This is a genomic window from Mangrovimicrobium sediminis, from assembly GCF_004745945.1.
Taxonomy (GTDB): domain Bacteria; phylum Pseudomonadota; class Gammaproteobacteria; order Pseudomonadales; family Halieaceae; genus Mangrovimicrobium; species Mangrovimicrobium sediminis.
Genome location: NZ_SRLE01000004.1, coordinates 46,702 through 70,079, shown reverse-complemented (window position 1 = coordinate 70,079; position 23,378 = coordinate 46,702). Strand labels below are relative to the sequence as shown.

Below are 23,378 nucleotides of genomic sequence, written 5' to 3'. Positions count from 1 at the left end.
GACAAAGGGCAAAAACCCCCGCCGGAGCGCTTGTCGGGTTTGCGACAGGGGTGCCCACAGCACCCACACCTACCTATAAATATTCAAATATAACAGCCAGTTAGCAGATTCCGGATTGCGCCAGCAGGTGGCACGCCACGTGCAACTAGAGGGTCAGGGAGGCGGCGCACCGCCCGCACAGGCACTCGCGCCCCGGCAGTTTCAGCAACCGCAGCGAACCACAGGTGAGGTACACGACAATGGCCAAAATCGGAATTTTTTTCGGCACGGACACGGGCAAGACCCGCAAAGTAGCCAAGATGATCAAGAACCGTTTCGATGACGAGACGATGGCGAAGCCGGTGAACGTGAACCGCGCCAGCCTGGAGGAGATCTCCTCCTACGAATACCTGATCCTGGGTACCCCGACCCTCGGCGAAGGGCTGCTGCCGGGACTCTCCGCCGACTGCGAAAGCGAGAGCTGGGAAGAGTTCCTGCCGCAGGTCGAGGAAGTGGACTTCACCGGCAAGACCGTGGCCATCTACGGCCTCGGCGACCAGGTCGGCTATACCGACGAGTTCGTCGACGCGATGATGGAAATCTACGAGTTCGTCACCGAGCGTGGCGGCAAGGTGGTCGGCGCCTGGCCGACCGACGGCTACGAGTTCGAACACTCCGAAGCCCTGCTGGACGGCAAGTTCGTCGGCCTGGCCCTGGACCTGGACAACCAGGCCGGCCTCACCGAGGCGCGCCTGGACAGCTGGCTGGCGCTGATCGCCGACGATTTCGGCCTGCCGGAAGTGCACGCCAAGGCGAGCTGATCTCCGCCAGGAGAGACTCTCCGCCGGGGACTACCCTGGCGGAATTTGTTGAAGAACGCCGGCGTGACGTCGGCGTTTTTTGTTTGGGGCTCCCAGAGCTTCGGGCTTCGGGCATCAAGTAGGCGCGCACCCGGGAGGCTACCCGGCGGCCTGCCAGCGCCGCATGCCTTCGCCGAACGGACTGGCGCCCCTCCGGGGTGCCCTCAGTCGGTCGCGAGCCTGAAAGCGCTTCGCTGTCTCGCTCCACTCCCTCGGCGCCATCCTGATTGTTCCGCGAAGGCATGCGGCACTGGCAGTCCTGGCTTTGGGTGAGCTGGGGATTTCGAGGTTTGTGCTGGAGAGTGCCGTTTGCTGTCTGGAGCTACCGTCTAATACGGGACCTGCCATTTCAGTCGGGAACGCTGCGCTTTGTCGCCAGGCGTTCCCGGACAGGGGGCATGGAGAATTCCGCGTGAGCCCGGTGAGGCTCAGGACGAAACCGAAGCCGCAGCCGCAGCCGCAGGCTCGGCCTGGACCTGGACAACCAGTCAGGCCTCACAGAGGCGCGCCTGGATAGCTGGCTGGCGCTGATCGCCGATGACTTCGGCCTGCCGCAAGGGCACGCCAAGACGAGTTGATCTCCACTGGAGACTACCCTGGCGGATTTTCTTGAAAAACGCCGGCGTGACGTCGGCGTTTTTTGTTTGGCGTTCTTCGGGCTTCGGGCTTCGGGTATCAAGCAGGCGCGCATCCAGGAGGCTACCCGACGGCCTGCCAGCACCGGACACCTCGCTGGCAGGCACAACAGACATCACCCACGATCAAATCCTCGACCTCACCAGCCAACCCGATACAAGGCCGGCCAGTGGCGGGTGCTTTCGCGGAACAATCAGGATGGCGCCGAGGGAGTGGAGCGAGACAGCGAAGCGCTTTCAGGCTCGCGACCGACTGAGGGCACCCCGGAGGGGCGCCAGTCCGTTCAGCGAAGGCACCCGCCGCTGGCCGGCCGCCGGGTAGAGCCCGTCACCCGAGCGTCCGGTATCTCGCGAGAAGGGGCATGTACCCGCGACACAGACCGACGCAGCTCAGGACGAAACCGAAGCCGCAGCCGCAGCCGCAGGCGTGGATTGAGTATCCTCATCGACCGAAGCAGTGGACATGACCCGTTCGACCGCCAGGCGCGGTTCGGCGCCCTCCTCCTCGACCAGCTCGACGCGACAGGCGGCGAGCTGCAGCGAGGGCAGCTCGAACATCGTCTGGCACAGGGCGCTTTCGAGCAGTGCACGCAGGCCACGGGCGCCGGTGCCGCGTTCAACGGCCTGTTCGGCGACGTGGGAGATTGCGGCGTCGCTGAACTCGAGTTCCACGCCCTGGTAGGAGAACAGGCGGCGGTACTGCTTGACCAGTGCATTGCGCGGTTCGACGAGGATGCGCTTGAGCGCTTCGACATCCAGCTCCTGCAGGAAGGTGACGACCGGGAAACGGCCGATGAACTCCGGGATGAGGCCGAAGCGCTGCAGATCTTCCGGGTGCAGGGCGGCGAGCAGTTCGTTGTTGTCGAAGCTGCACTCCTCGCGCAGGGGCGCGTTGAAGCCGATGCCGGCATCGCTCGGCTGCAGCCGCTTGCTCACCAGTTCGACGAGGCCGGGGAAGGCGCCGCCGACGATAAACAGGATGTTCTGGGTGTTGAGCTGGATTTCCTCGCCGTGGCCCTCGCGCTGCCCCGGCCGGGTGACGCGTACCTCGCTACCCTCGATCATCTTCAGCAGGGCCTGCTGCACGCCCTCCCCGGAGATGTCACGCACCGCGGTGCCGCCTTCGCCGCGACGGGCGATCTTGTCGATCTCGTCGATGTAGACGATGCCCCACTCAGCCTGGCGTGTATCCCAGTCCGCGGCCTCGAGCAGCCGCTTGAGCAGGCTCTCCACGTCCTGGCCAACGTAACCAGCCTGGGTCAGTGAGGTGGCGTCGCCGATCACGAAGGGCACGCCGATGATGCGTGACAGGGTCTTCACCAGCAGGGTCTTGCCCGCGCCGGAGGGACCGGTCATCAACACGTTGGATTTTTCCACCTCTACCGATTCGCGCTCGGGATGGCCGGCGTTGAAGTCCGGCAGTTCCTCGTGCTGGTGGTTGAGGCGCAGGTAGTGGTTGTACAGGGCCACCGAGAGAATGCGCTTGGCGTCCTCCTGGCCGATGATGTACTTGTCGAGGTGTGCCTTGATCTCGGCGGGCGCCTTCAGCTCCGGGCGCACCAGTACGGCCTTGCGCCCCCAACTGCTCACCACCTGGTGGGCGAGCTTCACGCACTGCTCACAGATGTGGCCGTTGTTGCCGGCGATCAGCGGTACACTCGCGGATTTCTCCACGCCGCAGAAGGAACAGGACAGCGGTTCGCTCTTTACGGGTTCGGCTTCGCTCATGCTAACTCCCTGGCCCGGTCGACGGGCGCCTGTGCCGGCGCGTCCAGGGCCTGCTGTATCCAGCGTTTAACGAAGCGCGAGCTCTGCTTTTCCTGCATCTGCTCGCGCAGGCGGCCGGCCACCTCGCGCAGCGGGACGGGGCCGGCGGGACGGATCTTCTCGCACAACAGCACGTGCAGGCCCACGGGGGATTCGATCACCTCGCTCACCTGCCCCTCGCGCATCCCGAACAACACGGCATCCAGTTCCGGGTACAGGTTGTCGCGCTGCACCTCGCCGAGCAGGCCGCCCTGCAGTGAGGTCGGGCACTCGGAGTGCTTGCTCGCCTGCTCGCTGAAGCGCGCCGGGTTCTTGAGCACGCGGCGGCGGATCTGCTCGATGCGGCGGCCCGCCTCCTCGCGCGTGTTCTCGACAAACTCCGGGTTCACAGTCACCAGGATGTGCCGCGCCACCCGTGTTTCCGGGCGGCGGAAACGGTCGCGGTTCATGTAGTAAAAAAGATTGACCTCGGTATCCTCGACCTGCGGTGCACGCGCGCCGACTTTCGCCAGTACGGCCTCCACGCGCAACTCGCGCTCCAGGGCCAGGCGCAGTTCACGCACGCCCAGGCCGTTGCTTTGCAATTCCGCCTGGAACGCCTCGTCATCGCCGTAGCGCGCGCGAATCTGTTCCACGGCGTGGTCCAGCTGCGATTCGGGTATCACGATATCCGCCGCTTCCGGTGCCGAAAGCACCGCCTGTTCGATCAGGTATTCGCGGGCGGCGATGTTGCGCACCTCGACATACTGCGCTTCTTCCAGGGCAGCCGGCGGTCGCTCGAAACGCTCGGTGGCGATGCGCAGCAGGCGATAGTTGACGCTGGCGCGCTGGGGTTCGCTGTTCAGCTCAGGCATCTTGCTCTTCCTCCAGTGCGAGCAGCGACTGCTCGGGTACCAGGAACGTGCGCTCGCCGAAGCGCGCGTGATAGAAAATGCGGCCGGGTTCGCGCAGCACTTTCTGCACCTCGCCCTCGTCGCCGGCGGCGACAATCACCTCGCCGTCGATGGCCAGCGACGCGGCGGCACGCACCTTGTCGCGAAACTCGAAGCGGTTCTGGATCCACTCGGCATCCACCGGGATCAGTTCTTCCTCGCGACAGCCCACGGTGCGGCCCTCGCCGATGAAATGCACGCGGTAGATCAACTGGTCCTGCAGGTAGGTGCCCACATCGTAGACGCAGCCCACGGCGCCGCGCTTGATCAGCAGTGCGCCCACGTCCATACCCGGGTAGGTACCGTCGTTGCGTACGTTGCGGACCAGGCGGACTTCCTCGCCGTATTCGAATCGGGGCTGCATGGCGCTCTCCCGGGCCTCAGCCCTGCAGCAGGGAATCCGCGGAGACAAACGTGGTCTGCGGGCCCTGCATCTTGAATACCTTGAACACTTTTTCCGTCAGCGCATCGGAGTCGACGAAATCCTGGTAGGCGCGCTGCAGGAGCGCGGCGTAGGCGGCGCGCATGGCCTCCTCGTTGCCGGTGTACTCCTCCAGGCTGGTCTCGCTCTGGCCGAGGTAGTCGTGGAAGCGCTGCATGATGTGCAGGCGATTGACCTGCACTACCGACGGTTCGAACTCGACCCCGAAGTAGAGCAGGAAATCCTCCGCCGAGCTGAGTTCTTCCAGGGCGTCTTCCAGTTCCAGCGTATCGTCGTTCATGGTGTCACCTCGTTCAGTTGATGGGTTCAGACCGCGCAGGCCTCGACCTTCGCCACGGGCCCTGCGGAGATCGCGGCCGGTCCCATGGCGCGCAGCAGGGCACCGGCGCCGAGACGGTCCCGGCTGTCCAGTTCGATAACCTTGTTGAGCATGCGCACACCCTGCTCGATCTCGCCGCGGCGCAGGTGCAGGTAGGCGGCGCCCTTGAGCGCCAGCAGGTAGAAGCGCACCTGGGTGAAGGACTTCATCAGGCCGTTGGCCAGGTTGGCGCCGGAAATCTCGGTCCAGTGCCCGGGGAAATCGATCATCGGCGCCACTTCGCGCATCACCTGGTCGGCAATATCGATGGCGTCGGCGTAGCGGTGCTGGTAGTAGTAAAACCGGTACAACGCGACCAGCACGCTGAGGTTGCCCGGGTCCAGGGCGTAGGCCTTGAGCAGCAGCGGTTCGGCGCGGCCCTCGGCGTAGACCTCGGAGGCCTCCTGCAGCAGCGTTTCCACTTCCGCCGCCATGGGTCGGTCGAAGTACAGCGACTGGGCTTCGAAATCCTGCAGGTCCATAGACGTTCTCCCGTTCCTCGCTGGCGTTCGCCTGGTAATCCGCGTTAGCTGAAAGGCCTAGTGATTGACCGCCATGCCGCGGGTGCAATCGTGTTCACAAATCTCGTTGTCCGGATCGCAGTCCAGTTCCGCGGCAATCACCTCGCGCGCACCCTGCACCTGGATTTCCAGTGCATCGATGCGGTCCAGCAGGCAGGCGATAACCTTGGACACCGGGTCCGGAATCAGGTGGTGATCCAGGTCCACGCCGTAGGGGTTGGGGGTACCGGCGCTGCGCACCTTCACTACCTTGCCGGGAATACCCACCACCGTGCAGCCGGCGGGGACCGCATCGACTACCACCGAGTTGGCGCCGACGCGGGCATTGCGGCCGACCACGATGTTGCCGAGGATCTTGGCGCCGGCGCCGACCAGCACGCCGTCCTCCAGCGTGGGATGGCGCTTGCCCTTGTTCCAACTGGTGCCGCCGAGGGTCACGCCGTGGTAGAGGGTGACGTTGTCGCCGATGATGGCAGTCTCGCCGATCACCACGCAGGCGCCGTGGTCGATGAAGAAGCGCGCGCCAATCTGTGCGCCGGGGTGGATGTCCACGTTGCTGATGAAGCGACCGATGGCCGACAGCCAGCGCGCGGCGAAGCGCCAGCCGCGCTGCCACAGGCGGTGGCTGAGGCGGTGCATCATCACCGCGTGCACGCCGGGATAGGTGGCCAGGACTTCGAGGGAAGTGCGCGCCGCGGGGTCGCGCTCGAACACGCAGGCGATGTCGTCGCGCCACTGGCGCCACAGGCCCATGCGCGGTTGTTCCTCGATCAGAGTGCTATCGGCTGTGCTGTGTGACATGCGAAACCTCCCAAGCCTGGCGCATCCACCGCCGCCTCGCTGGCGAGGGCGTCGATGGCCATGTACAGGTCCATGAGTTCATCCGGCAGTGGGCTGCGCTTGGTCGCGGTCACCAGGACACGCACCTGGGACAACAGCGCCGGCACCTGCCAGTCGAGTAATTCGATATTCAGTTCGCGGTAGGCCTCGCGCAGCATGCGGCCGCCGGAGTGCTTGCCCAGCACCAGCTGGTGCTGCTTGCCCACTTCCAGCGGGTCCAGCCCCTGGTAGTTGCGGCTATCCTTGAGCAGGCCATCGACGTGAATACCCGCCTCGTGGGTGAACACGCCGGCGCCGACAATGCTTTTCTGCCAGGCCACGGCGCGGCCCGAGGCCTCTTCCACCAGCCGCGACAGCGCGGGCAGGCCGCGGGTGTCGATGCCGGTATCGATGCCGTGCAGGTGCTTGAGCGCCAGCGCGCACTCTTCCAGCGGTGCGTTGCCGGCGCGTTCGCCGAGACCGTTCACCGTGGTATTGATGTGCGTGGCACCGGCGGCGACCGCCGCCAGGGTATTGGCGGTGGCCAGGCCGAAGTCGTCGTGGGCGTGCATTTCCAGCTCGAGATCCAGCGCCGCGCGCAGCCGGCCGAAGGCGCGCTGCACGGCGGAGGGTTCGAGAATGCCCACGGTATCGGCGAAGCGCAGGCGTCGTGCGCCGGCGTTCGCGGCGGTCTCGCCGACGCGGACCAGGAAGTCCAGGTCGGCACGCGAGGCGTCCTCGCAGCCGACACACACGGCGTAGCCTTGCGCGACGGCGCGGCGCACCATGGTGTCGACCTGGCGCAGCACCCAGCGCCGGTCGCGGCGCAGCTTGTGTTCGATCTGCTGGTCGGAAACCGAGATCGACAGGTCGACCATGTCCACGCCAGTGCCCGCCGCCGCGGCGAGATCCGCCTCGTGCATGCGACACCAGGCCAGGGTAGAGAGCGGCAGGCCGAGCCCGGTGATGGCGCGCATCACCTCGCGCTCCTCATCGCCCATGGCGGGAATGCCGATCTCCAGTTCAGGGACGCCAATCGCCGCCAGCTGCCGTGCGATCTGCAGTTTTTCCTCGGCGCTGAACGCGACGCCGGAACTCTGCTCACCATCGCGCAGGGTGGTGTCGTCGATGATCACTGCTGGCCGCGACTGGTTCACGATAGCGTCCCTGACCCTCAGGCGTAGACCGGCGCGAAGGCCTGGTCGGGATTTTCCACCGGGCCGTTCTCGCCCCAGTAGGGAGAGAGCTTGCGCAGCTGGGCGACGATCGGGGGTACCGACTCGATCACCCGCTCCACTTCCTCGGCGGTGTTGTAGCGCGACAGGGAAAAGCGCACGGTGCCGTGGGCGGCGGTGTAGGGAATGCCCATGGCCTTCATTACGTGGGAGGGTTCCAGCGAGCCGGAGGTGCAGGCGGAACCGCTGGAGGCGGCGATGCCCACCTTGTTGAGCAGCAGCAGGATGGCCTCGCCCTCGATGTACTCGAACGCGATATTCAGGGTGTTGGGCAGGCGGTTGTCCGGGTCGCCGGTGACGAAGGCGTTGGGAACCGCGGCCAGAATGCCTTCCTGCAGGCGGTCGCGCAGGGCTTTCACCTCGGTGTTCTCGTGGGCCATGTTGGCCATGGCCAGTTCGGCTGCAACGCCGAGGCCGATGATCGCGGTGACGTTCTCGGTGCCGGCCCGGCGGCCGCGTTCCTGGTGGCCGCCGCGCAGCAGCGGGCGGAAGCGCGTGCCGCGCTTCAGGTACAGCACGCCGACGCCCTTGGGCGCGTGCAGCTTGTGGCCGGACAGCGACAGCATGTGGATCGGGCTGTCCTCCAGCTCGATCGGGATCTTGCCTACCGCCTGCACTGCGTCGGTGTGAAACATGACGCCGGCCTCGTCGGCCATGGTCGCCATTTCCATGATCGGGAAAATGGTGCCGGTTTCGTTGTTGGCCCACATCACGCTGACCACGGCGACGTCGTCGCTGAGCAGTGACTTGTACTCTTCCAGGTCCAGGCGGCCCTTGGCGTCCACGCCCAGGCGATGCACGGTGTAGCCCTCGCCTTCCAGGTGCTCGCACAGGTTCAGTACCGCCGGGTGCTCGACCACGGTGGTGATGATGGTGCGCCGCTCCGGCTGCGCCCGCAGCGCTGACATGATCGCGGTGGAGTCGGATTCGGAGCCGCAGGAGGTGAAGATGATCTCGGACTCGTGCTCCGCGCCGAGCAGCTTCTGCACGCTTTTGCGCGCTTTTTTCAGGGCGAAACCGACCTTGTTGCCGAAGCTGTGCAGGGACGAGGGGTTGCCGAACTGCTCGCTGAAGTAAGGCAGCATGGCCTCGACGACCAGCGGGTCGCACTGGGTGGTTGCGTTGTTGTCCAGGTAGATATCAGACATGGATCTCTCCTCCCTCAGGCCAGGGCCTGCTGCTGGGCGGCCGCCTTGGCCTTGTCGACGGGGATGACCTTGACGAACTCGCCAAGGGCCTCGATCATTTTTTGCTGGATGCCGCCGACAGTCATCGCCGCCATCTGGCAGCCACTGCAGGCGCCGACCAGGCTGACATAGATGTTCTTGCCGTCGACGTCGAGCAGTTCGCAATCGCCGCGGTCGGCCTGCAGGTTGGGACGGATCTCCTCGATCACCGCCTCGATCTTCTTGATGCGCTGGAAGGCGGACATGCCGGCGGGCGCCGCGGGGGCGGGTTCGGCGGCAGCGGGCTCGGCGACCGGCATCTCCAGGGACACCAGCGCCTCCTGCTTCTTCGGTGCCTTCTTCTTGCCCTTGGCGTGCGCGGCGACGAACACTTCACCGCGGGCGGCGAGTTCCTCGATCAGGATGTTCTCGATGCCCTCGTGGCAGGAGGAGCAGCCGCCGCCCGCCTTGGTGTAGTTGGTGACGTCCTCGACGCTGGACAGGCTGTTCTCGCGGATGGTCTCGCGGATCATCACGTCGTCGATGGCGAAGCACTTGCAGATCAGTGCGCCCTCTTCGTGATCGTCGACCCACTCCTCGCCGCGGTAGTTGGCGACCGCCGCCTGCAGGGCTTCGCGGCCCATTACCGAGCAGTGCATTTTTTCCGGGGGCAGGCCGTCGAGGAAGTCAGCGATGTCCTGGTTGGTGATGGTCAGCGCCTCGTCCAGGGTCTTGCCCTTGACCATCTCGGTCAGTGCGGAAGATGACGCGATGGCGGAACCACAACCGAAGGTCTGGAAACCGGCGTCGAGGATGACTTCGTTTTCCGGGTCCACCTTCAGGGTCAGGCGCAGGGCATCGCCGCAGCTGATCGAACCGACATCACCGACGGCATTGGCCTGCTCGACCGCGCCGGCGTTCTTGGGGTTGTAAAAGTGTTCCTTAACCGTTTCCGAGTAATCCCACATGATTGCAGATCTCCTGGCGCGTGACTGTTGGTTGTACCGATACCGGGTCTAGCGGATCAGCAGGTGAATGATTTGCCGCAGCCGCAGCTGCCTGAGGCGTTGGGGTTTTCGAATTTGAAACCGGTGCCTTCCAGGCCGTCGATGAAGTCGACGGTGACACCGTCGAGCAGGCCGGCACTGTCACCGTCCACCAGCACCTTGACGCCGGTGAAGTCGAGTACCGAGTCGTCCTCGGCCACGTTCTCTTCCAGGCGCATGCCGTATTGCAGGCCGGAGCAACCGCCGCCCTCGACCTTGATGCGCAGGCCGGCGATGGGCTTGTCGGCGGAATCGATGAAACGCTGTACGGCGCTGACGGCGCTGTCGGTCAATGTAAGCATGGTGGTCGCTCCCTCGAGGTGGAAAACTGGTTGGTAACAGGGGAGTTGCAATGCCTGTGCCAGCGGCTGAAATCAATTTTATTGTGTTTATATTCAGCAACTTACAACTATGAGCCAGGCGTTTTGGGCTGTCGCAAAATACACTTGGGAGGGTCCCTGTCGAGGGCTTTGTCGCACTTGCGACACGCGCTGTGTGCAGGGCCTTGGGGGCACTTGCGACAAAGCGCTACAAACCAGATCAGCGTCGTGTTTCGCACCAGGTGGCAGTGTGTTCCCGTGGGCCGAGTGTTCCAGTGGACAGGGTGTGCGAGGGCTGTGAGTGCGGGAACCGCGTGTGTCAGGACCGGGCTGGTGAGGACGGGATGAGAAACAGAAGTTGAGCGAGAGCGGCCGCCAGCGTCGGCGAGATTGTCGGCAATCAGCCGGTAACGCGGACCAACTGGTAGGCCAGGGCGTCGCGGAAAATACGCGTACCGCCGGCCTCGGCGACGATCTGCCGCAGGGCGCTGGCGTCGCGCACCTGCACACCGGCCAGGTAGTCCACGCCGAAGCGTGCCCAGTCGGGCATCCAGGCCAGGCTCGGGCCCATGAGTACGACGCGTGCAGCGCGCGCCAGCTCCAGCAGTTGCGGCGCGGTGCCGTTGGCGATGCTGCTGGCGGTGACGAACACCCAGTCCGAGGCCGGCAACACGCTGGCGGCGGCGTCCTCGGGCAGGTCCCCGGGGCCGGGTCGGCGCTCGATGCACTGGTAGTCGAACCGGCCCGCGAAACGCTGCATACCCGGGTAGCGGCCGACGATCGCCACGCGCGCGCCGGCCAGCTGGTCGGCGAAGTGTTCGAACACGGCCAGGTGCGGCGCCGCGTCGCAGAGCAGCCGCGTCGGGGTGGAGGCGCCGGAAACACGTTCTGAAAAACTCTCGAAATTGAGCACCGCGTTGACACTGGCCACCGCGGCGGCCATCTCGCAGGGATGATCGCTGCGCAGCCAGTCGAGCATTGCGGACACCGGGCGACCGGCGAGCTCACCGGCCCAGGGGATATCGCGCGGCGCGCCGGTGGGACTGAAGCACAGGCCGCAGGCACCGTTGTCGAGTTCCACCACCGTCCAGCTAAGGCCGAATAGCACGCGCGCCACCCGAGCGTCGCTGGCGGCGCGCTGCTGCAGCAGGGAATAGAGTTCGGGTGCGGGTGCGCCCGCCACGTTCAGTCGCCCAGTGCGGGCAGCAGGCGCGGCTCCGCCTTGATGTTGTCGGCCTGGCCCCAGGCGGTCATCGCCTCGATAACCCACTGCGCGCGCGAGGGGTGCGGGCGCAGCACGTCGAACTCCGCGTAGACCTGGCCACCGCCGTGAATCAGCAGGTAGCCGAGCAGCGCGCCCGAGGGCGTGCGCCATTCCGCGAACAGGGAGACGCTGCCGTCGAAGCTGTCCTTGCGCAGTTCCGGGTTGACCAGGCGTTCGCCGAGCGCTTCGGCGAGGTCGTCGAAGCCGAAGCGCTGCATCTCGCCGACCAGGGTGCTGCGCAGTGCGGCGATCGTCGGGCGCTCGAGTTCCATGCGCTCGCGCAGGGCGTCGGCATACACCTGTTGCGTGGGGGCCGCCCCGTTCACAGCGCTCACCAGGCCGACTCCGGCGCCAGTTTCTCGGTCACCGGCTCACCGCCGGCGAGATGGCGCTCGACGATCATCTCCACGTCCTGTGGTTGCACACCGCTGTACAGGTAGGCGCCGGGGAACACCAGCAGATTGGCGCCTTCACTGCACGGGCCGAGGCAGGCGGTGGGTACGATGGACACCTTGCGCAACAGGTTGCGCGCCATCACGCTCTGCGACAGCACCGGCATCAGCGCACTGGCGCCCTTCTCGCCGCAACTGCTGCGCGGATGTCCCGCGGGGCGCTGCTGCGAACAGACAAAGACGTGGTACTCGGGCCGGCTCATCTCAGGCGCCCGCCAACGCTTCGTGCGTATGGCACTGCTTGGGGCAGACCCGCGAGCAGGACATGCAGCCGATGCAATCGAGCGCGTCCTTGATGGTCATGACCATCATCTCGTCGTCGTCATCGTAGAAATCGTCGTCGTCATCGACCATTTCGGTGCGCTCGGTCAACTCGAACACGTCGCGGGGACACACCTTGTAGCAGCGGCCGCAACCGATACAACGGCCGGCGTCCAGCGCGACCACAAACTCCGGGGTCCACTCCTCGCCACCGCGAGTGCGTCCCACAATTACCGCTTCACTCATCTGTGCATACCTCCGCTTGGTTGCCCTCGGGCGCCGCTGCTGCGGCGCCGGGCCTGCGCGCTATTTCACGCGCAGTTTCAGGCGTGCTCTCGGGCGCTTTCCGCCTTGTAGCGCGCATTGGTTTCAGCCCATTCCTCGCACGCGGCGACGGTCTGCTGGGCCAGGGTTGGCAGTTGTCCGTAATCGCTCAGCAAGCGGTCCTCGACCAGGTCGTGCACCTGGGAGGCGAAGTCCATGGCGATACGTTTCTTGGTGCTGACTTCTTTTTTCAGCGCCTTGATTTCCTCGTCGTTCATCTGCGTGCCTCCTACATTTCCGCCACGTCGCGGTGGGCGTTGACCAGTGCAACCGCCTGGGCGACCTGCTTTTCCATGTCCTCGACCAGCTTCTCCAGCGAGTCGAAACCGAAGCGGTGCACATCGCGCAGGGTGCGGTTGAGCACCACCAGGCGGCCGACCAGGATCAGGCCCTTGCCAAAGCCTTCGTGTGACAGGTTCACCACCGGCACCGCCATCAGTTCGACCTCGCGCTCGATGCCCGCGGCGATCGCGTTGTAGTAGGCCTTCAGGCGCGAGATGGTGGTCTCGTCCGGGTCGCCGACAACGGGGATTTCGCGGCGGCGTTCCTTGGTCAGGATCATCGGGTCCAGCACCTTGAAGTCGGGCCAGGTGTCGTAGGTCCCGTAGCTGTCCAGTGCGCGTAACTGGGTGACGATCTGACGCACTGCCGGGTGGCCGATCAGGTCGTCGCTTTCCTGCAAAACTGCTTCGCTCATATGCACCTCGATACTCTGTATACGGTTGGTTCGTGTTGGCCGCGGGCGGGACTAGTCCAGCCAGCCCTCGGACTCCATGGCGTCGAATCGATTGTCGTCGGCGACCTGGTTGCGTTTGATCGCCTTGGCCAGCCAGCTCGACGGTCCCTCTTTCAATTCCTGCTGCAGGGCCGCGATCAACGGCGCGATCTGGGCGCCCTCGCTGACCTTCACCGGCTGCACACCGAGCGCCAGCAGCTGGCGTACCGCGGAGGCACCGCAGGCGCGACAGTACACGGCGATGCATTCCTGCAGCGTTTCCAGCTTGATCGCCAGCTTGTCCTCGTTGCCGTCCTGGGCCAGGTCGCCGAATTCGGTGACCGTGAGCAGGCGCGCCTCGTCCAGGCCCACGCCGTAGATGGCAAAGGAGCGCGCCGAACCGAAATGCTGGTTCACCACCTGGCGGTCGGAGGTGGCGAAAGCCACCTTGAGCAGCTGCCGGTCTTCGCTGTCGTCCAGTACGCGCAGTTGCCGGGTCACCTCGCTCATCAGTGCCTCCACTGGCTGGCGGGCATCAGCACAGCGCCCTCGCCCGGCTTCTGGGCGTAGATGGAGTAGTACGGCGAGGTCTCCTGGTGGTGGCTCATGACCAGGTTGGCGAGGTCGAACAGCGCCTGCGCCGAGCCGCGGTAGCCGAACCAGCAGCGCTGGAAGCCGCCGACCAGGTCGTACTGTGGAAAGCCCACACGCAGGATGGGCACGCCCAGGCGCGCGGCGCTCTCCACGCCGTGGCTGTTGGCCAGCAGCAGTTGCGCGGCGCGCTCGTTGGCCAGCTTCTCGAGATCCTCGAGGTCGCCCACCTGCACCTGCTCCAGGCCGCTGTTGAGCAGGCCCGGCCCCTTGGCCGGCACCACCGCGGCGACGGTCTCGGCGCCCATGCCCGCCACCAGGCGGTTGAAGCCGACCAGCAGGTCCGGGTCCGCGGCGATCGCCACCCGCGAGTGGCCGATCATGAAATGGGTATCCAGCATCGCGTCCTGCAGCTGGCGGCGCTGCTTCTGCCAGCGCTGCGGCACCGGGTTGCCGCTGATCTCGGCCAGGGCCATGAACCAGTCGTCCACTTCCTCCAGCCCCATCAGGTGGCCGAACAGGTGGCTGGGCACGCCGCTGCGCTTTTCCAGCACGCCGGCGGCATTGTGCATACTCTCGCCAACGGCCAGGGTGGCGATGCTCTCGCCGGCGGTGGCGATATCATCCACGGCCACACCGCCGGTGGTCAGTGCGTTGTACTCGTTCTCCTCGAGGTGACCGTCGAGGGAACCGGACAGGTCCGGGATGAGCAGTGCGCGCAGGCCGAAGCTCTCGATACTTTCAGTCACGAACTCGATGTCGCCCGGGGTCAGGTTGGCGCCGCACAGCACGTTGACCTGGCGCTGGCGCAGGCCAACCCGGCTGCTGTCTTCCGGTACCAGGGCCTCGATGATGCCGCGCACCGCCAGCGCGTAGCCGCTCTCGAAGCTGCCGCTGAAGTCCGGGGTGTTGACCGCGACCACGGCGACCTCGTCGAATTCCGGGTGTGCCGTGCGAAACTCGTAGACGGCGCGGCGAATGTCCGCGCCCTGGGTCTCGGCGAGTCCCGTGGTGACCAGGCCGATAATCGCCGGCTTGTTCTTGTCGCTGATGGTGCGCAGGGCCTCGACGATATTGTCGTCGGCGCCCATCACCGAGCTGACCTGGTCCATGGCCGTGGTCTGCAGCGGAATCGGCTCGCGAAAGTGCCGCACAAAAAACACCTTGGCGAAGGCGGTGCAGCCCTGCGAACCGTGCATCAGCGGCATGGCGCGGTTGACGCCGAGGAAGGCGAGCGCCGCGCCCACCGTCTGGCTGGTTTTCAGCGGGCTGACCGACAGGGCTTTCTTGCGCTTGAGAATTTCCGTCATGGTCTCAGCCCTCCGCCGTCAGTGCCGTGCCGGCACCTGCCGCCCAGGGCGCGGGCTTGCGCACCGCCTCCCACACCGGGCTCTCCAGGGTCAGCGCCAGCTGGCGCACCAGTTCCAGCATGCCGTCGTAGCCGGCGTAGCCGAACTCGCGCTCCTGGTTGATATCGAGGAACGGGATGCGCGCCTTGAGCGCGGTATACATGTTGCGCCCGCCGGCGATGAGGATGTCCGCCTGGTAGTCCGCCACCGTCTGCAGCAGCACTTTCGGGTTCCCCTCGTCGAGCATCTTGACGTCGTCACCCATCAGTTCGCGGATGCGCGCCTTATCTTCCTCGGTGGATTTCTTGGTGCCGGTGGCGACCACCTTCATGCCCAGGTCCTGCAGCGCGGAGATCACCGACCAGGACTTCACGCCGCCAGTGTAGAGCAGCACACGCTTGCCCTCCAGGCGCTGCCGCCAGGGTTCCAGGGCTGCGCGGATACGCGCTTCCTCGCGCTCGATCAGCGCCTCGGTGCGTGCGCTCAGGTCCGGGTCGCCGATCAGGCGGGCGAAATCGCGCAGCGCCTGGGAGGTGTCGGTGATGCCGTAGAAGCTGCCCTCGAACCAGGGAATGCCGAATGTGTCCTCCATCTTGCGCGCCACGTTGAGCATGGCCTTGGAGCACACCATCATGTTCACCTCGGCGCGGTGCATGGTCTGCACCTCGCGAAAGCGCGCGTCGCCGGACAGCGTGCACAGCACGCGGATGCCCAGTTCGTCGAGCAGCGGCAGCACGTACCAGAACTCGCCGGCGATGTTGTACTCGCCGACCAGGTTGACGTCGTGCACGGTGATGCCCTCGCGCTCGCTGCCCTGCGGCAGGGGGTCCGGGTCGCGGGTGCCGATCACGTGCTTGACCATGGCGTCGCCGGCAATGCGGTTGCCGAGGTTCTTGGTGCCGTAGAAGCCGGCGGCATCCACCGGGACAACCGGTACGCCCCAGCGTTCCTCGGCGGCCTTGCACACGGCATCGACGTCGTCGCCTACCAGGGCGGGTACGCAGGTGTTGTAGACGAACACCGCCGGCGGCGCGTAGTCGTCGATGGCCTGCTTGATGGAATGGAACAGGCGCTTCTCGCCGCGCCCCATGACCACATCCTGCTCGGTGAGGTCGGTGGTCATGCCGATGCGGTACAGGTCCGGGCCGCTGGAGCGGGTGCCGCGGTTATCCCAGGAACTGCCGGCGCAGGCGATCGGCCCGTGCACGATGTGCGCGACATCGGCGATCGGCAGCAGCGCAATCTGCGCGCCGTCGAAGGCACAGCCACCCGCGGAAGCCCCCGGCTTGGGCTTGGCACAACCGGATTTCTCCTTCTTGTTGTGCTCGCAGGCCGGTTCGTCCAGCAGTTCGGCGATGTCCTTGGCTTTCATCGGCTAGCACCCATCGTTGGCGGGCGCACACGGCGCGCCCTTTACGGGGTGGTTGCAATACCCGGGCCATACACTTACCTCTCTGTTTTTATTCAGTTTTCTGTGCTTTGTCGGGTGTCATTGTTGCGACAGTGCGGGGGCATTGCAGCAAACGCGACAATCGTCACGACTCGCCCGGGGCTGGCACTGCCGGGGCGCGTCGGGTTTCCGACAAACTCCCACGGGGCTTGCCAGCGCCAGTCGCGCAAGTGCTTTAGAATCAGCAGCTTGAATCGCTATACTGCGCACTGGCCGGCACGGCCCGGGATTTGCTTCGGCTTGTGCAGGTTTGCGAAGGGGCAGTACCGCGAAGTCCGGCTCATTGCCGCGGCACACGCCATGCCCGATACGCGTCATCACCGGGGAACACGACATGCGACACCCTCTGGCCGGCTTGCTGGCCATCTTCCTGGCTTGCGTCAGCTGGTCTGCGGGCGTCGCCGCCGGCCAGGTGCGCGCGGCGGTTGCCGCCAATTTCACCGCTCCCATGCGCGAGATCGCCGCCGCCTTCGAGCAACAGAGCGGCCACCGCGTGGTGCTGAGCTTCGGCTCCTCCGGCAAGCTGTTCGCGCAGGTGGTGAACGGCGCGCCCTACGACGTCTTCCTGTCCGCGGACACCGCCAAGCCGGACGCGCTGCTGGAGGCCGGACTCGCCGTGGATGGTTCGCGCTTCACCTATGCCATCGGCACCCTGGCACTGTGGTCGCCCGGTGCCGCCGACCCGCGCGCGCGCCTGCGCTCGGGAGACTACCGGCGACTGGCCATCGCCAACCCCCGCGTCGCCCCCTACGGTGCGGCGGCACTGCAGGTGCTGGTCGCCGAGCAGGTTGCCGCGGCGGCGAAACCAAAGCTGGTCAGCGGCGAGAACATCGCCCAGACCTACCAGTTCGTCGCCAGCGGCAACGCGGACCTCGGCTTTGTCGCCCTGTCCCAGGTGATCGACCAGGGCGCCGCACCCGCGGATGCCTGGGTGGTGCCCGCAGAATTGCATGACCCTATCGCCCAGGACGCGGTCTTGCTGCAGCGCGGCGCGGACAATGCCGCGGCACGTGCGCTGCTCGCTTTCCTGGATGGGAAAGCGGCGCACGAGATCGTGCAGCGCTACGGCTACGGCATCCGCGCACACTGAAACCGACATGACGTTCTCCCCCGCCGACCTCACCGCCATCTGGCTGACCCTGAAACTCGCCACCTGCGTGACGCTGCTGCTGTTGCTGGTCGGCACACCGCTGGCATGGTGGCTGGCGAACACGCACAGCCGCTGGAAGAGTCCGGTGAGCGCGGTGGTCGCCCTGCCCATCGTGCTGCCGCCCAGTGTGCTCGGCTTCTACCTGCTGGTTTTTATGGGGCCGAACGGGCCGCTGGGCGAGCTGACCCAGGCGCTGGGGCTGGGCGTTTTGCCGTTCACTTTCAGCGGGCTGGTGCTGGCCTCCGTGGTGTACTCCCTGCCCTTCGTCGTGCAGCCGATCCAGAACGCCATTGAGGCCTTCGGCCAGCGTCCGCTGGAGGTTGCCGCTACCCTGCGCGCCGGGCCGCTGGACCGTTTCTTTTCCGTGGTGCTGCCGCAGGCGCGGCCCGGTCTGCTCACCGCGGCGGTGCTGGGTTTTGCCCACACCGTCGGCGAGTTCGGCGTGGTGCTGATGATCGGCGGCAATATTCCGGGGGAGACCCAGGTGGTATCGGTACAGATCTACGACCATGTGGAGGCGCTGGACTACGCCGGCGCCCACAGCCTGTCGCTGCTGATGGTGGTGTTCTCCTTCGTCGTACTGTTCGCCCTGTATGCCTTTAACCCACGGGCGGTGCTCGGCACCGGCGTGAAGTGAGGCGGCGATGAACGAGATCCTCGCCCGCCTGCGCCTGGACTACCCCCAGTTCAACCTGGACGTGGACGTGAGCATGCCCGGCCGTGGCGTCACCGCCCTGTTCGGCCACTCCGGCTCGGGGAAAACGTCTTTGCTGCGCTGCATCGCCGGCCTGGAACGCGCCGGGCGCGGCGAACTGCGTTTCAACGGCGAGCTGTGGCAGGCAGAGAAGGTGTTCGTGCCGCCGCACAAACGCCCCATCGGCTACGTGTTCCAGGAGGCGAGTCTGTTCAGTCACCTCAGCGCACTGGGCAACCTCGAGTACGCGGTGAAACGCGCGCCGCGGCAGGTGGAACGGCCGATCGCCTTCGACCAGGCGGTGGAACTGCTGGGCATCGGCGGACTGCTCGAGCGGCGCCCGCACCAGCTCTCCGGCGGCGAGCGCCAGCGCGTGGCCATCGCCCGCGCCCTGCTGATCCAGCCGCGCCTGCTGCTGATGGATGAGCCCCTTGCGGCGCTCGATCTGCCGCGCAAGCTGGAAATCCTGCCCTACCTCGAGGGCCTCAAGCGGGAACTGGAATTGCCCATCATCTATGTCAGCCACGCCGCCGATGAAGTGGCGCGCCTTGCGGACTACCTGGTGGCGATGGAGGACGGCCGCGCCGTGGCCACCGGCACGCTGGCGGATACCCTGTCGCGCCTGGACTTCCCCCTGCACCTGGGCGAGGAAGCGGGCGTGGTGCTGGAGGGCATGGTCGCCGAGCGCGACCGCGAGTGGAAGCTGGCGCGCGTGATCTTCGACGGCGGCGAAGTGTGGCTGCGCGACGGCGGCCACGCGGTGCACTCGGAAGTGCGCGTGCGCATCCTCGCCCGCGACATCAGCCTGGCAAAGGAGCGGCAGCAGGACTCCAGCATCGTCAACGCACTGCCGGCCACCGTGGCGCAGGTCACCACCGACGAGCACGCCGGCCTGGCGCTGGTGCGCCTCGAGGTGAAGGACCCGCAGACCGGCGAGTGCAGCTTCCTCGTCTCCCGCGTCACCCGCCGCTCCGCCCACCTCCTCGGCCTCGCCCCCGGCACCCCCATCTGGGCCCAGATCAAGTCGGTTGCCGTTATCTAAAGTGCGGCCAGGGCCAGCGCGTAGAGCACCGGCGTTGCCAGTGTGAGCACGACGTTCATGCCCATGAAGGGGATCAGGGCGGCGATGTTTTCATGGTGCCGCCACAGGCCGCGGGTGATGACAACAGCCAGCGGTGCAAGCAGGAAGACGATAAATACGCCAACCGGGGCATGGCCTGTCACCACCGCGAGCACGACCGACAGCGCCAAGGACAGCATCAAGCCGGTTAATACGTAGACTCCGGCACGCGTGCCGTGGACTACCAGCAGGTGGCGTCGCCCGACGCTGCGGTCGGCATCGACATCCGGGAACTGGTTCATCAGTAACAGGCCGCTGACCAGGAACAGGGGCGGCAGCGATGCCATTGCCGCTGTGGGGCTGAACTGCCCGGTCAGGGCGATGTTCGCGCCGGTCACCATGACCGGCCCAAAACCCGAACCAGGTGCAAGCAGGCAGGCCAACGGCGAACGCGTGAGCCAGCGGGTGTAGAGAACGACGAGGCCCACCCCTGTCACCCCCAACGGGATCAGCGCCGCGCCGCGCAACTGCACGAAATACAACCCGACCCCTACAGTGACCAGCAATGCCAAGAGACCGGTGGCCAATGCGTAACGCGCCCGCTCCGGCTGCGCCGGCAGCGCACCGCTACCGCCACTGAAGGGTGTGCGCTCGGTCCGCAAGTCCAGGCCACTGCGGAAATCCTCGTACTCGTTGAGCGCGTTGACACTGATGTGGGCGGCCAGCCCGCCAAGCAGAACCAGCACCAGGTCGCCCGGTGCGACCGGGAGCCCGTCGTACGCAGCCGCCGCCCAGGCCAGGCCCAGGCAGGCTGGCACCAGCAACAGGAACGGCAGCCGCATGGGACCGAATACGGCCTGAAACTGGGGAGCGAGTGGCATCAGCAATCAAATATCGGTTGTGGCAGAACTTCCTGGACGACAATCGCCAGCGCTTTCTTCTCGGGACCTGCAAGCCTATCGAAACATGGCAACTGCGACTGCCCCCTTACCCATGCCTGGGGGACAGGTGTTGCCTGAGCCATTCGACGATGCACTCATGCACACGCGTATCGCGCAACAGGTCGAAGTGATTCTTTTCGTGGAACACCCGCAAACAGCGTGGTTCGACAGGAAGACGCCGCTGTGGATCGCGATGCTCTCCGCTGGCGCTATCCAGGCGCACCAGTAAATCGCCGAACAGGTGGCCCATCGGATCCCGCGAGTGCTTCCCCACCGACGCGGCAATGAACAGGTACTCCACGCCCGGCACCAGTGGCACATTCTCGCGTCGGTCCGCAGAGGGAGCATCGTGCCGTAGCCCCTGCCAATCCTCATCCAGCAGGTTGCCGTATTCGAGGTCCTTGACCCCCGCGCTGCGCCGGGCGCCGAACGCGAGCGGGGCCGTGTAGGGCAACGTCAACAGCACGCGGTCGAGCGCCGCGCCCGCCTTTTCCAGCGGAGCGCCGTGATGCGGGGAGCCAAGACAAGTGACCCCGCGCAGTTGTTCCAGCCACCGCCGGTTTTCACGCTGCGCGTAGCGGCACGCACTGCGTATCACCAGCCCTCCCATGCTGTGACCGACAAGCGTCAGGGAGTTGACGGGCACGGGCCAGCCTGCACACAGCTCCTCCAGCATGCGCGAGAACTCGCGACCGTTGGTTGAGATGTGCCGTCCCGTGTTGTATCGCAGGTAGATCGGCGTCGCACCGAGGTCGCTGCGCAACCGCCCGCCGAGGCCGGACTCGTCCAGCCAATTGCGCTCGCTCAGTCCCAGGCCGTGGACCATGACTACAATGTCGCCACTCGCGATTGCGTCCTGGTGCGCCGCCTGGAAACTCATGGGCAGCGCCAGCGGATTACCGCTCGCGGCGAGAAAATCACCGCAGACACCGTTGAGCGCGGCTATCGCTGGCAGCTCCCTGTCCCGGGGTTCCTCGCCGGAGGCAAACTGCGAGCCAAGCTGGTCCAGCGCGAAGCGCAGGCCGTTGGTACTGCCGCGAATCGTCCGGTACACGAGACCGGCCACCGGGCCTGCGCTTCGCCCGGACGCGGCGAGTAGTCCGCCGCTCGCCTGGCGGGCGATTGTCCCGTGCAGGCGTTCCACCGCCGTGGTCACTCCGCGTGCGATATCCAGCGTCAGCAGCGCTCCCCCGTGCAGTGTGGTTCCGGAAATTTCCATCTCTGGCCTCCCGCCAGCACGCTGGCAGTCATCAAGTCGGGATTATTCGGATGGCACCTTGCCTGGCTCGGGCGTACCCGCAGAAAGCGCCGCGAGGCATGCGAGGCAGAGTAGGACGGGGCGCGCCTGAACCGGCAAGCCGATCGCCGCGCGCTCGCCCCTGGGCAGCAGGGTATTGCACTGCTCGCAGACCCCGTTGAGGTTCAGCGTCGCCTCCTGCCAGGCGATGACCGCCGGGCCCGGACTTGCGTCCGCACTACTGCCCACAGCTGGCTGCGAGCCCGGGGCACACAGGGTCATGCCCAGGCGTGCGCTATCGCTGACGACGTCTTCCACCAGGTCAAAGGTATTCAACAGGACATTCCTGACCACGGTGGATACCGACAGGCCGAGCTGTTCGGCACGGCCGCGCAGTTGGTCGTCCAGTTGCGTCGGGATTCGCGCCTGCAGAACGCGGTCCTTGGTAGCGGCCCGCTTTGCGCGTGTGCGTTGCTTTTTCTGTGGCATCGCCGGGGGTTGTCCTGTCGAGGTCCGTTCCTGCAAGCTTAAATGTAGTACATTAGATCTATTTGTACTACATTTTATTACGAAGGACTACCCCAGCATTTCCCGCGAGTGCGGGCGTTGAAGACAGGATTGGTAGCGAGCAGCCGTAGCTCAGTGTCAGCCGCCTGGGGAATAGCACCGCCGCACTACCGGGTATCCGGTAGTGCGTTGGTGAGGGAAAGCGGGGTCAGGCGACGTCGCGGGAGACTTCGCCGACTTTCTTGCCGTCTTCGAAGTAGCCGAGGCCGTAGTCGCCCTTGATGGTGGTGCGCAGGGTCTGGCGCTCGTACTTCGCGTCGCAGCCTTCGACGGCGTGCAGCATGCGGTGGTTGTCCCAGATCAACATGTCGGTCTCGCTCCAGTCGTGCCAGTAGGCGCTGGTGCCCTTGCCGAGGCGGTTGATCTCGTGGCACACGTCGTCCAGCAGGGTGTCGCCCGCGGCGTCCTCGTGGTGCTCGACACCGACCGACATCCACGGCCCGACATGCAGCGCCTTACTGCCGTCTTCACGCGTCCACACCGCGGGGTGCATTGCGCGGGGAAACTTCGCGGCCTCTTTCAGCAGCTCCTGGTTGATCGGGTCTTCGCTCACCGGCTTGAAGTTGACCCCGAAGCGCATGGTGCTGAGACGCGTATCGAGGGTGTAGATGATATTCAGGTCCTCGATCCGCGCGCGCAGCTCCGGCGAGAACTGCTGGTAGCACTCCACGCCGTCCATGAAGCCGGTGCGACCGCCCTGGGGCGGCACGATGGGGCAGCGCAGGACGCCGGCATAATTCAGTTCGTCGTTGTAGCAGTGGTCGAAGTGCCACGGGGCAAAACGCGCGAGCACCTGTCCCTCGAACTCGATAAGTCCACCGGCCGCGTGCTTCTCGTCGTCGGGAATGTAGTGCATGTCGATCACGCCGAGGGCGGCGTCGCCGGTCTCTTCGTCGCGCGGCGTGGTCTTGGTCGGGTGATCCTTGATCGGCCCGAACACCTTGCTCAGTTCCACCTGCAGGCGCGAGCTCGGCTCCATGTTCCTGAACACCAGCACGCCGCGGCGCTTGAACGCCTCGCGCAGTTGCTCGCGCACGGATTCGTCAGCGAGGGTTTCAAAGGTGACCCCCTCGACGCTGGAGCCGAAGGAAAGATCGTCGCGCAGATCGCTTATCGTGATACCTGTCATGGTGTGTTCCCTGTTATTGGCATGTACGCAAAGGCCACCCCGCTCGCGGGCAAAGCCTGTCGGAAAGACGAATATGATTACCTGAAAGGCGCCAGGAAACAAGCATCAGGTAAC

At 65.7% G+C, this 23,378-nt stretch carries 27 protein-coding genes; 4 read left to right on the top strand and 23 right to left on the bottom strand.

All coding sequences use genetic code 11. From position 1 onward, the window contains the following. The first annotated feature begins 239 nt into the window (after positions 1–239). The gene (locus E4634_RS03750; RefSeq protein WP_135441271.1) at positions 240–800 is read left to right on the top strand and encodes a flavodoxin; all 561 of its coding nucleotides are present in this window, start codon (positions 240–242) and stop codon (positions 798–800) included. 1,064 nt (positions 801–1,864) lie between these two features. Here the strand turns inward: E4634_RS03750 and clpX are convergent. From clpX to nifE, 19 genes are all read right to left on the bottom strand, one after another. After that, positions 1,865–3,202 carry an ATP-dependent Clp protease ATP-binding subunit ClpX gene (clpX, locus tag E4634_RS03745; RefSeq protein WP_135441270.1) on the bottom strand — a complete coding sequence of 446 codons (1,338 nt, stop codon included), beginning with the start codon at positions 3,200–3,202 and terminating at the stop codon, positions 1,865–1,867. Then, a complete protein-coding gene (gene nifM / locus E4634_RS03740; protein ID WP_135441269.1) occupies positions 3,199–4,095 on the bottom strand; it encodes a nitrogen fixation protein NifM in 897 nt (298 codons plus the stop codon). Before nifM ends, clpX begins: the two co-directional genes overlap by 4 nt. Continuing rightward, positions 4,088–4,537 (bottom strand): nitrogen fixation protein NifZ, encoded by a 450-nt coding sequence (locus E4634_RS03735; RefSeq protein WP_135441268.1) that lies wholly within the window; start codon positions 4,535–4,537, stop codon positions 4,088–4,090. The genes nifM and E4634_RS03735 overlap by 8 nt, the downstream gene beginning before the upstream one ends. Before the next feature lie 16 nt (positions 4,538–4,553). Beyond that, a complete protein-coding gene (gene nifW / locus E4634_RS03730; RefSeq protein ID WP_135441267.1) occupies positions 4,554–4,895 on the bottom strand; it encodes a nitrogenase-stabilizing/protective protein NifW in 342 nt (113 codons plus the stop codon). Positions 4,896–4,921: 26 nt separating this feature from the next. Continuing rightward, positions 4,922–5,455 carry a tetratricopeptide repeat protein gene (locus tag E4634_RS03725; RefSeq protein ID WP_206046786.1) on the bottom strand — a complete coding sequence of 178 codons (534 nt, stop codon included), beginning with the start codon at positions 5,453–5,455 and terminating at the stop codon, positions 4,922–4,924. Between the two features lie 57 nt (positions 5,456–5,512). Then, positions 5,513–6,295, bottom strand: coding sequence for a serine O-acetyltransferase (gene cysE, locus E4634_RS03720; protein ID WP_240725074.1), 783 nt, complete (start codon positions 6,293–6,295; stop codon positions 5,513–5,515). Continuing rightward, entirely contained in the window at positions 6,265–7,470 is a 1,206-nt protein-coding gene (nifV, locus tag E4634_RS03715) for a homocitrate synthase (RefSeq protein ID WP_206046785.1), read from the bottom strand. Before nifV ends, cysE begins: the two co-directional genes overlap by 31 nt. Before the next feature lie 17 nt (positions 7,471–7,487). Next, entirely contained in the window at positions 7,488–8,696 is a 1,209-nt protein-coding gene (nifS, locus tag E4634_RS03710; protein ID WP_135441266.1) for a cysteine desulfurase NifS, read from the bottom strand. A gap of 14 nt (positions 8,697–8,710) precedes the next feature. Beyond that, entirely contained in the window at positions 8,711–9,682 is a 972-nt protein-coding gene (nifU, locus tag E4634_RS03705; RefSeq protein WP_135441265.1) for a Fe-S cluster assembly protein NifU, read from the bottom strand. Between the two features lie 56 nt (positions 9,683–9,738). Then, a complete protein-coding gene (locus tag E4634_RS03700) occupies positions 9,739–10,062 on the bottom strand; it encodes a HesB/IscA family protein (RefSeq protein WP_135441264.1) in 324 nt (107 codons plus the stop codon). Positions 10,063–10,480: 418 nt separating this feature from the next. Then, the gene (locus E4634_RS03695; RefSeq protein ID WP_206046784.1) at positions 10,481–11,263 is read right to left on the bottom strand and encodes a DUF364 domain-containing protein; all 783 of its coding nucleotides are present in this window, start codon (positions 11,261–11,263) and stop codon (positions 10,481–10,483) included. A 2-nt stretch (positions 11,264–11,265) separates the two neighbouring features. Beyond that, on the bottom strand, positions 11,266–11,679 hold the full coding sequence (locus E4634_RS03690) for a hypothetical protein (RefSeq protein WP_135441263.1): 414 nt from the start codon (positions 11,677–11,679) through the stop codon (positions 11,266–11,268). Then, positions 11,676–11,999 carry a (2Fe-2S) ferredoxin domain-containing protein gene (locus tag E4634_RS03685; RefSeq protein ID WP_135441262.1) on the bottom strand — a complete coding sequence of 108 codons (324 nt, stop codon included), beginning with the start codon at positions 11,997–11,999 and terminating at the stop codon, positions 11,676–11,678. Before E4634_RS03685 ends, E4634_RS03690 begins: the two co-directional genes overlap by 4 nt. Before the next feature lies 1 nt (position 12,000). Next, the gene (gene fdxB / locus E4634_RS03680) at positions 12,001–12,303 is read right to left on the bottom strand and encodes a ferredoxin III, nif-specific (protein WP_135441261.1); all 303 of its coding nucleotides are present in this window, start codon (positions 12,301–12,303) and stop codon (positions 12,001–12,003) included. Positions 12,304–12,380: 77 nt separating this feature from the next. Beyond that, a complete protein-coding gene (locus tag E4634_RS03675; protein WP_135441260.1) occupies positions 12,381–12,599 on the bottom strand; it encodes a CCE_0567 family metalloprotein in 219 nt (72 codons plus the stop codon). An 11-nt stretch (positions 12,600–12,610) separates the two neighbouring features. Then, positions 12,611–13,078 carry a NifX-associated nitrogen fixation protein gene (locus E4634_RS03670; RefSeq protein WP_135441259.1) on the bottom strand — a complete coding sequence of 156 codons (468 nt, stop codon included), beginning with the start codon at positions 13,076–13,078 and terminating at the stop codon, positions 12,611–12,613. A gap of 51 nt (positions 13,079–13,129) precedes the next feature. Then, positions 13,130–13,606: a NifB/NifX family molybdenum-iron cluster-binding protein gene (locus tag E4634_RS03665; protein ID WP_135441258.1), complete on the bottom strand. Its 477-nt coding sequence runs from the start codon at positions 13,604–13,606 to the stop codon at positions 13,130–13,132. Continuing rightward, positions 13,606–14,997 (bottom strand): nitrogenase iron-molybdenum cofactor biosynthesis protein NifN, encoded by a 1,392-nt coding sequence (gene nifN, locus E4634_RS03660; protein ID WP_135441257.1) that lies wholly within the window; start codon positions 14,995–14,997, stop codon positions 13,606–13,608. The genes E4634_RS03665 and nifN overlap by 1 nt, the downstream gene beginning before the upstream one ends. Positions 14,998–15,001: 4 nt before the next feature. Further along, positions 15,002–16,408 carry a nitrogenase iron-molybdenum cofactor biosynthesis protein NifE gene (gene nifE / locus E4634_RS03655; protein WP_135441256.1) on the bottom strand — a complete coding sequence of 469 codons (1,407 nt, stop codon included), beginning with the start codon at positions 16,406–16,408 and terminating at the stop codon, positions 15,002–15,004. 412 nt (positions 16,409–16,820) lie between these two features. On the opposite strand from nifE, the gene modA reads away from it, so the two are divergent. The 3 genes from modA to modC are packed head-to-tail and all read left to right on the top strand — an operon-like array spanning position 16,821 to position 19,372. Then, the gene (gene modA / locus E4634_RS03650; RefSeq protein ID WP_135441255.1) at positions 16,821–17,576 is read left to right on the top strand and encodes a molybdate ABC transporter substrate-binding protein; all 756 of its coding nucleotides are present in this window, start codon (positions 16,821–16,823) and stop codon (positions 17,574–17,576) included. 7 nt (positions 17,577–17,583) lie between these two features. Next, a complete protein-coding gene (gene modB / locus E4634_RS03645; RefSeq protein ID WP_135441254.1) occupies positions 17,584–18,273 on the top strand; it encodes a molybdate ABC transporter permease subunit in 690 nt (229 codons plus the stop codon). Between the two features lie 7 nt (positions 18,274–18,280). Beyond that, a complete protein-coding gene (gene modC / locus E4634_RS03640) occupies positions 18,281–19,372 on the top strand; it encodes a molybdenum ABC transporter ATP-binding protein (RefSeq protein WP_135441253.1) in 1,092 nt (363 codons plus the stop codon). Here modC and E4634_RS03635 read toward each other — a convergent pair. The 4 genes from E4634_RS03635 to E4634_RS03620 all read right to left on the bottom strand — a co-directional run bounded on the left by E4634_RS03635 (position 19,369) and on the right by E4634_RS03620 (position 23,264). Next, positions 19,369–20,232, bottom strand: coding sequence for a prenyltransferase (locus E4634_RS03635; RefSeq protein WP_206046783.1), 864 nt, complete (start codon positions 20,230–20,232; stop codon positions 19,369–19,371). The genes modC and E4634_RS03635 overlap by 4 nt on opposite strands. Before the next feature lie 145 nt (positions 20,233–20,377). After that, the gene (locus E4634_RS03630; protein ID WP_135441252.1) at positions 20,378–21,550 is read right to left on the bottom strand and encodes an esterase/lipase family protein; all 1,173 of its coding nucleotides are present in this window, start codon (positions 21,548–21,550) and stop codon (positions 20,378–20,380) included. A 42-nt stretch (positions 21,551–21,592) separates the two neighbouring features. Beyond that, positions 21,593–22,057 (bottom strand): hypothetical protein, encoded by a 465-nt coding sequence (locus E4634_RS03625; RefSeq protein WP_135441251.1) that lies wholly within the window; start codon positions 22,055–22,057, stop codon positions 21,593–21,595. A gap of 226 nt (positions 22,058–22,283) precedes the next feature. After that, positions 22,284–23,264, bottom strand: a complete 981-nt coding sequence (locus E4634_RS03620) for a TauD/TfdA dioxygenase family protein (RefSeq protein ID WP_135441250.1) — start codon at positions 23,262–23,264, stop codon at positions 22,284–22,286. Between the last annotated feature and the right edge of the window lie 114 nt (positions 23,265–23,378).

What these genes read in the sequence shown, in the direction of transcription:
- clpX (WP_135441270.1), bottom strand. Translation starts at nt 3,202, where the DNA reads ATGAGCGAAGCCGAACCCGTAAAGAGCGAACCGCTGTCCTGTTCCTTC.
- E4634_RS03630 (WP_135441252.1), bottom strand. Translation starts at nt 21,550, where the DNA reads ATGGAAATTTCCGGAACCACACTGCACGGGGGAGCGCTGCTGACGCTG.
- nifS (WP_135441266.1), bottom strand. Translation starts at nt 8,696, where the DNA reads ATGTCTGATATCTACCTGGACAACAACGCAACCACCCAGTGCGACCCG.
- E4634_RS03665 (WP_135441258.1), bottom strand. Translation starts at nt 13,606, where the DNA reads ATGAGCGAGGTGACCCGGCAACTGCGCGTACTGGACGACAGCGAAGAC.
- nifN (WP_135441257.1), bottom strand. Translation starts at nt 14,997, where the DNA reads ATGACGGAAATTCTCAAGCGCAAGAAAGCCCTGTCGGTCAGCCCGCTG.
- nifW (WP_135441267.1), bottom strand. Translation starts at nt 4,895, where the DNA reads ATGAACGACGATACGCTGGAACTGGAAGACGCCCTGGAAGAACTCAGC.
- E4634_RS03735 (WP_135441268.1), bottom strand. Translation starts at nt 4,537, where the DNA reads ATGCAGCCCCGATTCGAATACGGCGAGGAAGTCCGCCTGGTCCGCAAC.
- fdxB (WP_135441261.1), bottom strand. Translation starts at nt 12,303, where the DNA reads ATGAGTGAAGCGGTAATTGTGGGACGCACTCGCGGTGGCGAGGAGTGG.
- E4634_RS03675 (WP_135441260.1), bottom strand. Translation starts at nt 12,599, where the DNA reads ATGAACGACGAGGAAATCAAGGCGCTGAAAAAAGAAGTCAGCACCAAG.
- nifU (WP_135441265.1), bottom strand. Translation starts at nt 9,682, where the DNA reads ATGTGGGATTACTCGGAAACGGTTAAGGAACACTTTTACAACCCCAAG.
- E4634_RS03725 (WP_206046786.1), bottom strand. Translation starts at nt 5,455, where the DNA reads ATGGACCTGCAGGATTTCGAAGCCCAGTCGCTGTACTTCGACCGACCC.
- E4634_RS03670 (WP_135441259.1), bottom strand. Translation starts at nt 13,078, where the DNA reads ATGAGCGAAGCAGTTTTGCAGGAAAGCGACGACCTGATCGGCCACCCG.
- modC (WP_135441253.1), top strand. Translation starts at nt 18,281, where the DNA reads ATGAACGAGATCCTCGCCCGCCTGCGCCTGGACTACCCCCAGTTCAAC.
- E4634_RS03700 (WP_135441264.1), bottom strand. Translation starts at nt 10,062, where the DNA reads ATGCTTACATTGACCGACAGCGCCGTCAGCGCCGTACAGCGTTTCATC.
- E4634_RS03685 (WP_135441262.1), bottom strand. Translation starts at nt 11,999, where the DNA reads ATGAGCCGGCCCGAGTACCACGTCTTTGTCTGTTCGCAGCAGCGCCCC.
- nifM (WP_135441269.1), bottom strand. Translation starts at nt 4,095, where the DNA reads ATGCCTGAGCTGAACAGCGAACCCCAGCGCGCCAGCGTCAACTATCGC.
- modA (WP_135441255.1), top strand. Translation starts at nt 16,821, where the DNA reads ATGCGACACCCTCTGGCCGGCTTGCTGGCCATCTTCCTGGCTTGCGTC.
- nifE (WP_135441256.1), bottom strand. Translation starts at nt 16,408, where the DNA reads ATGAAAGCCAAGGACATCGCCGAACTGCTGGACGAACCGGCCTGCGAG.
- modB (WP_135441254.1), top strand. Translation starts at nt 17,584, where the DNA reads ATGACGTTCTCCCCCGCCGACCTCACCGCCATCTGGCTGACCCTGAAA.
- E4634_RS03625 (WP_135441251.1), bottom strand. Translation starts at nt 22,057, where the DNA reads ATGCCACAGAAAAAGCAACGCACACGCGCAAAGCGGGCCGCTACCAAG.
- E4634_RS03750 (WP_135441271.1), top strand. Translation starts at nt 240, where the DNA reads ATGGCCAAAATCGGAATTTTTTTCGGCACGGACACGGGCAAGACCCGC.
- cysE (WP_240725074.1), bottom strand. Translation starts at nt 6,295, where the DNA reads ATGTCACACAGCACAGCCGATAGCACTCTGATCGAGGAACAACCGCGC.
- E4634_RS03635 (WP_206046783.1), bottom strand. Translation starts at nt 20,232, where the DNA reads ATGCGGCTGCCGTTCCTGTTGCTGGTGCCAGCCTGCCTGGGCCTGGCC.
- E4634_RS03620 (WP_135441250.1), bottom strand. Translation starts at nt 23,264, where the DNA reads ATGACAGGTATCACGATAAGCGATCTGCGCGACGATCTTTCCTTCGGC.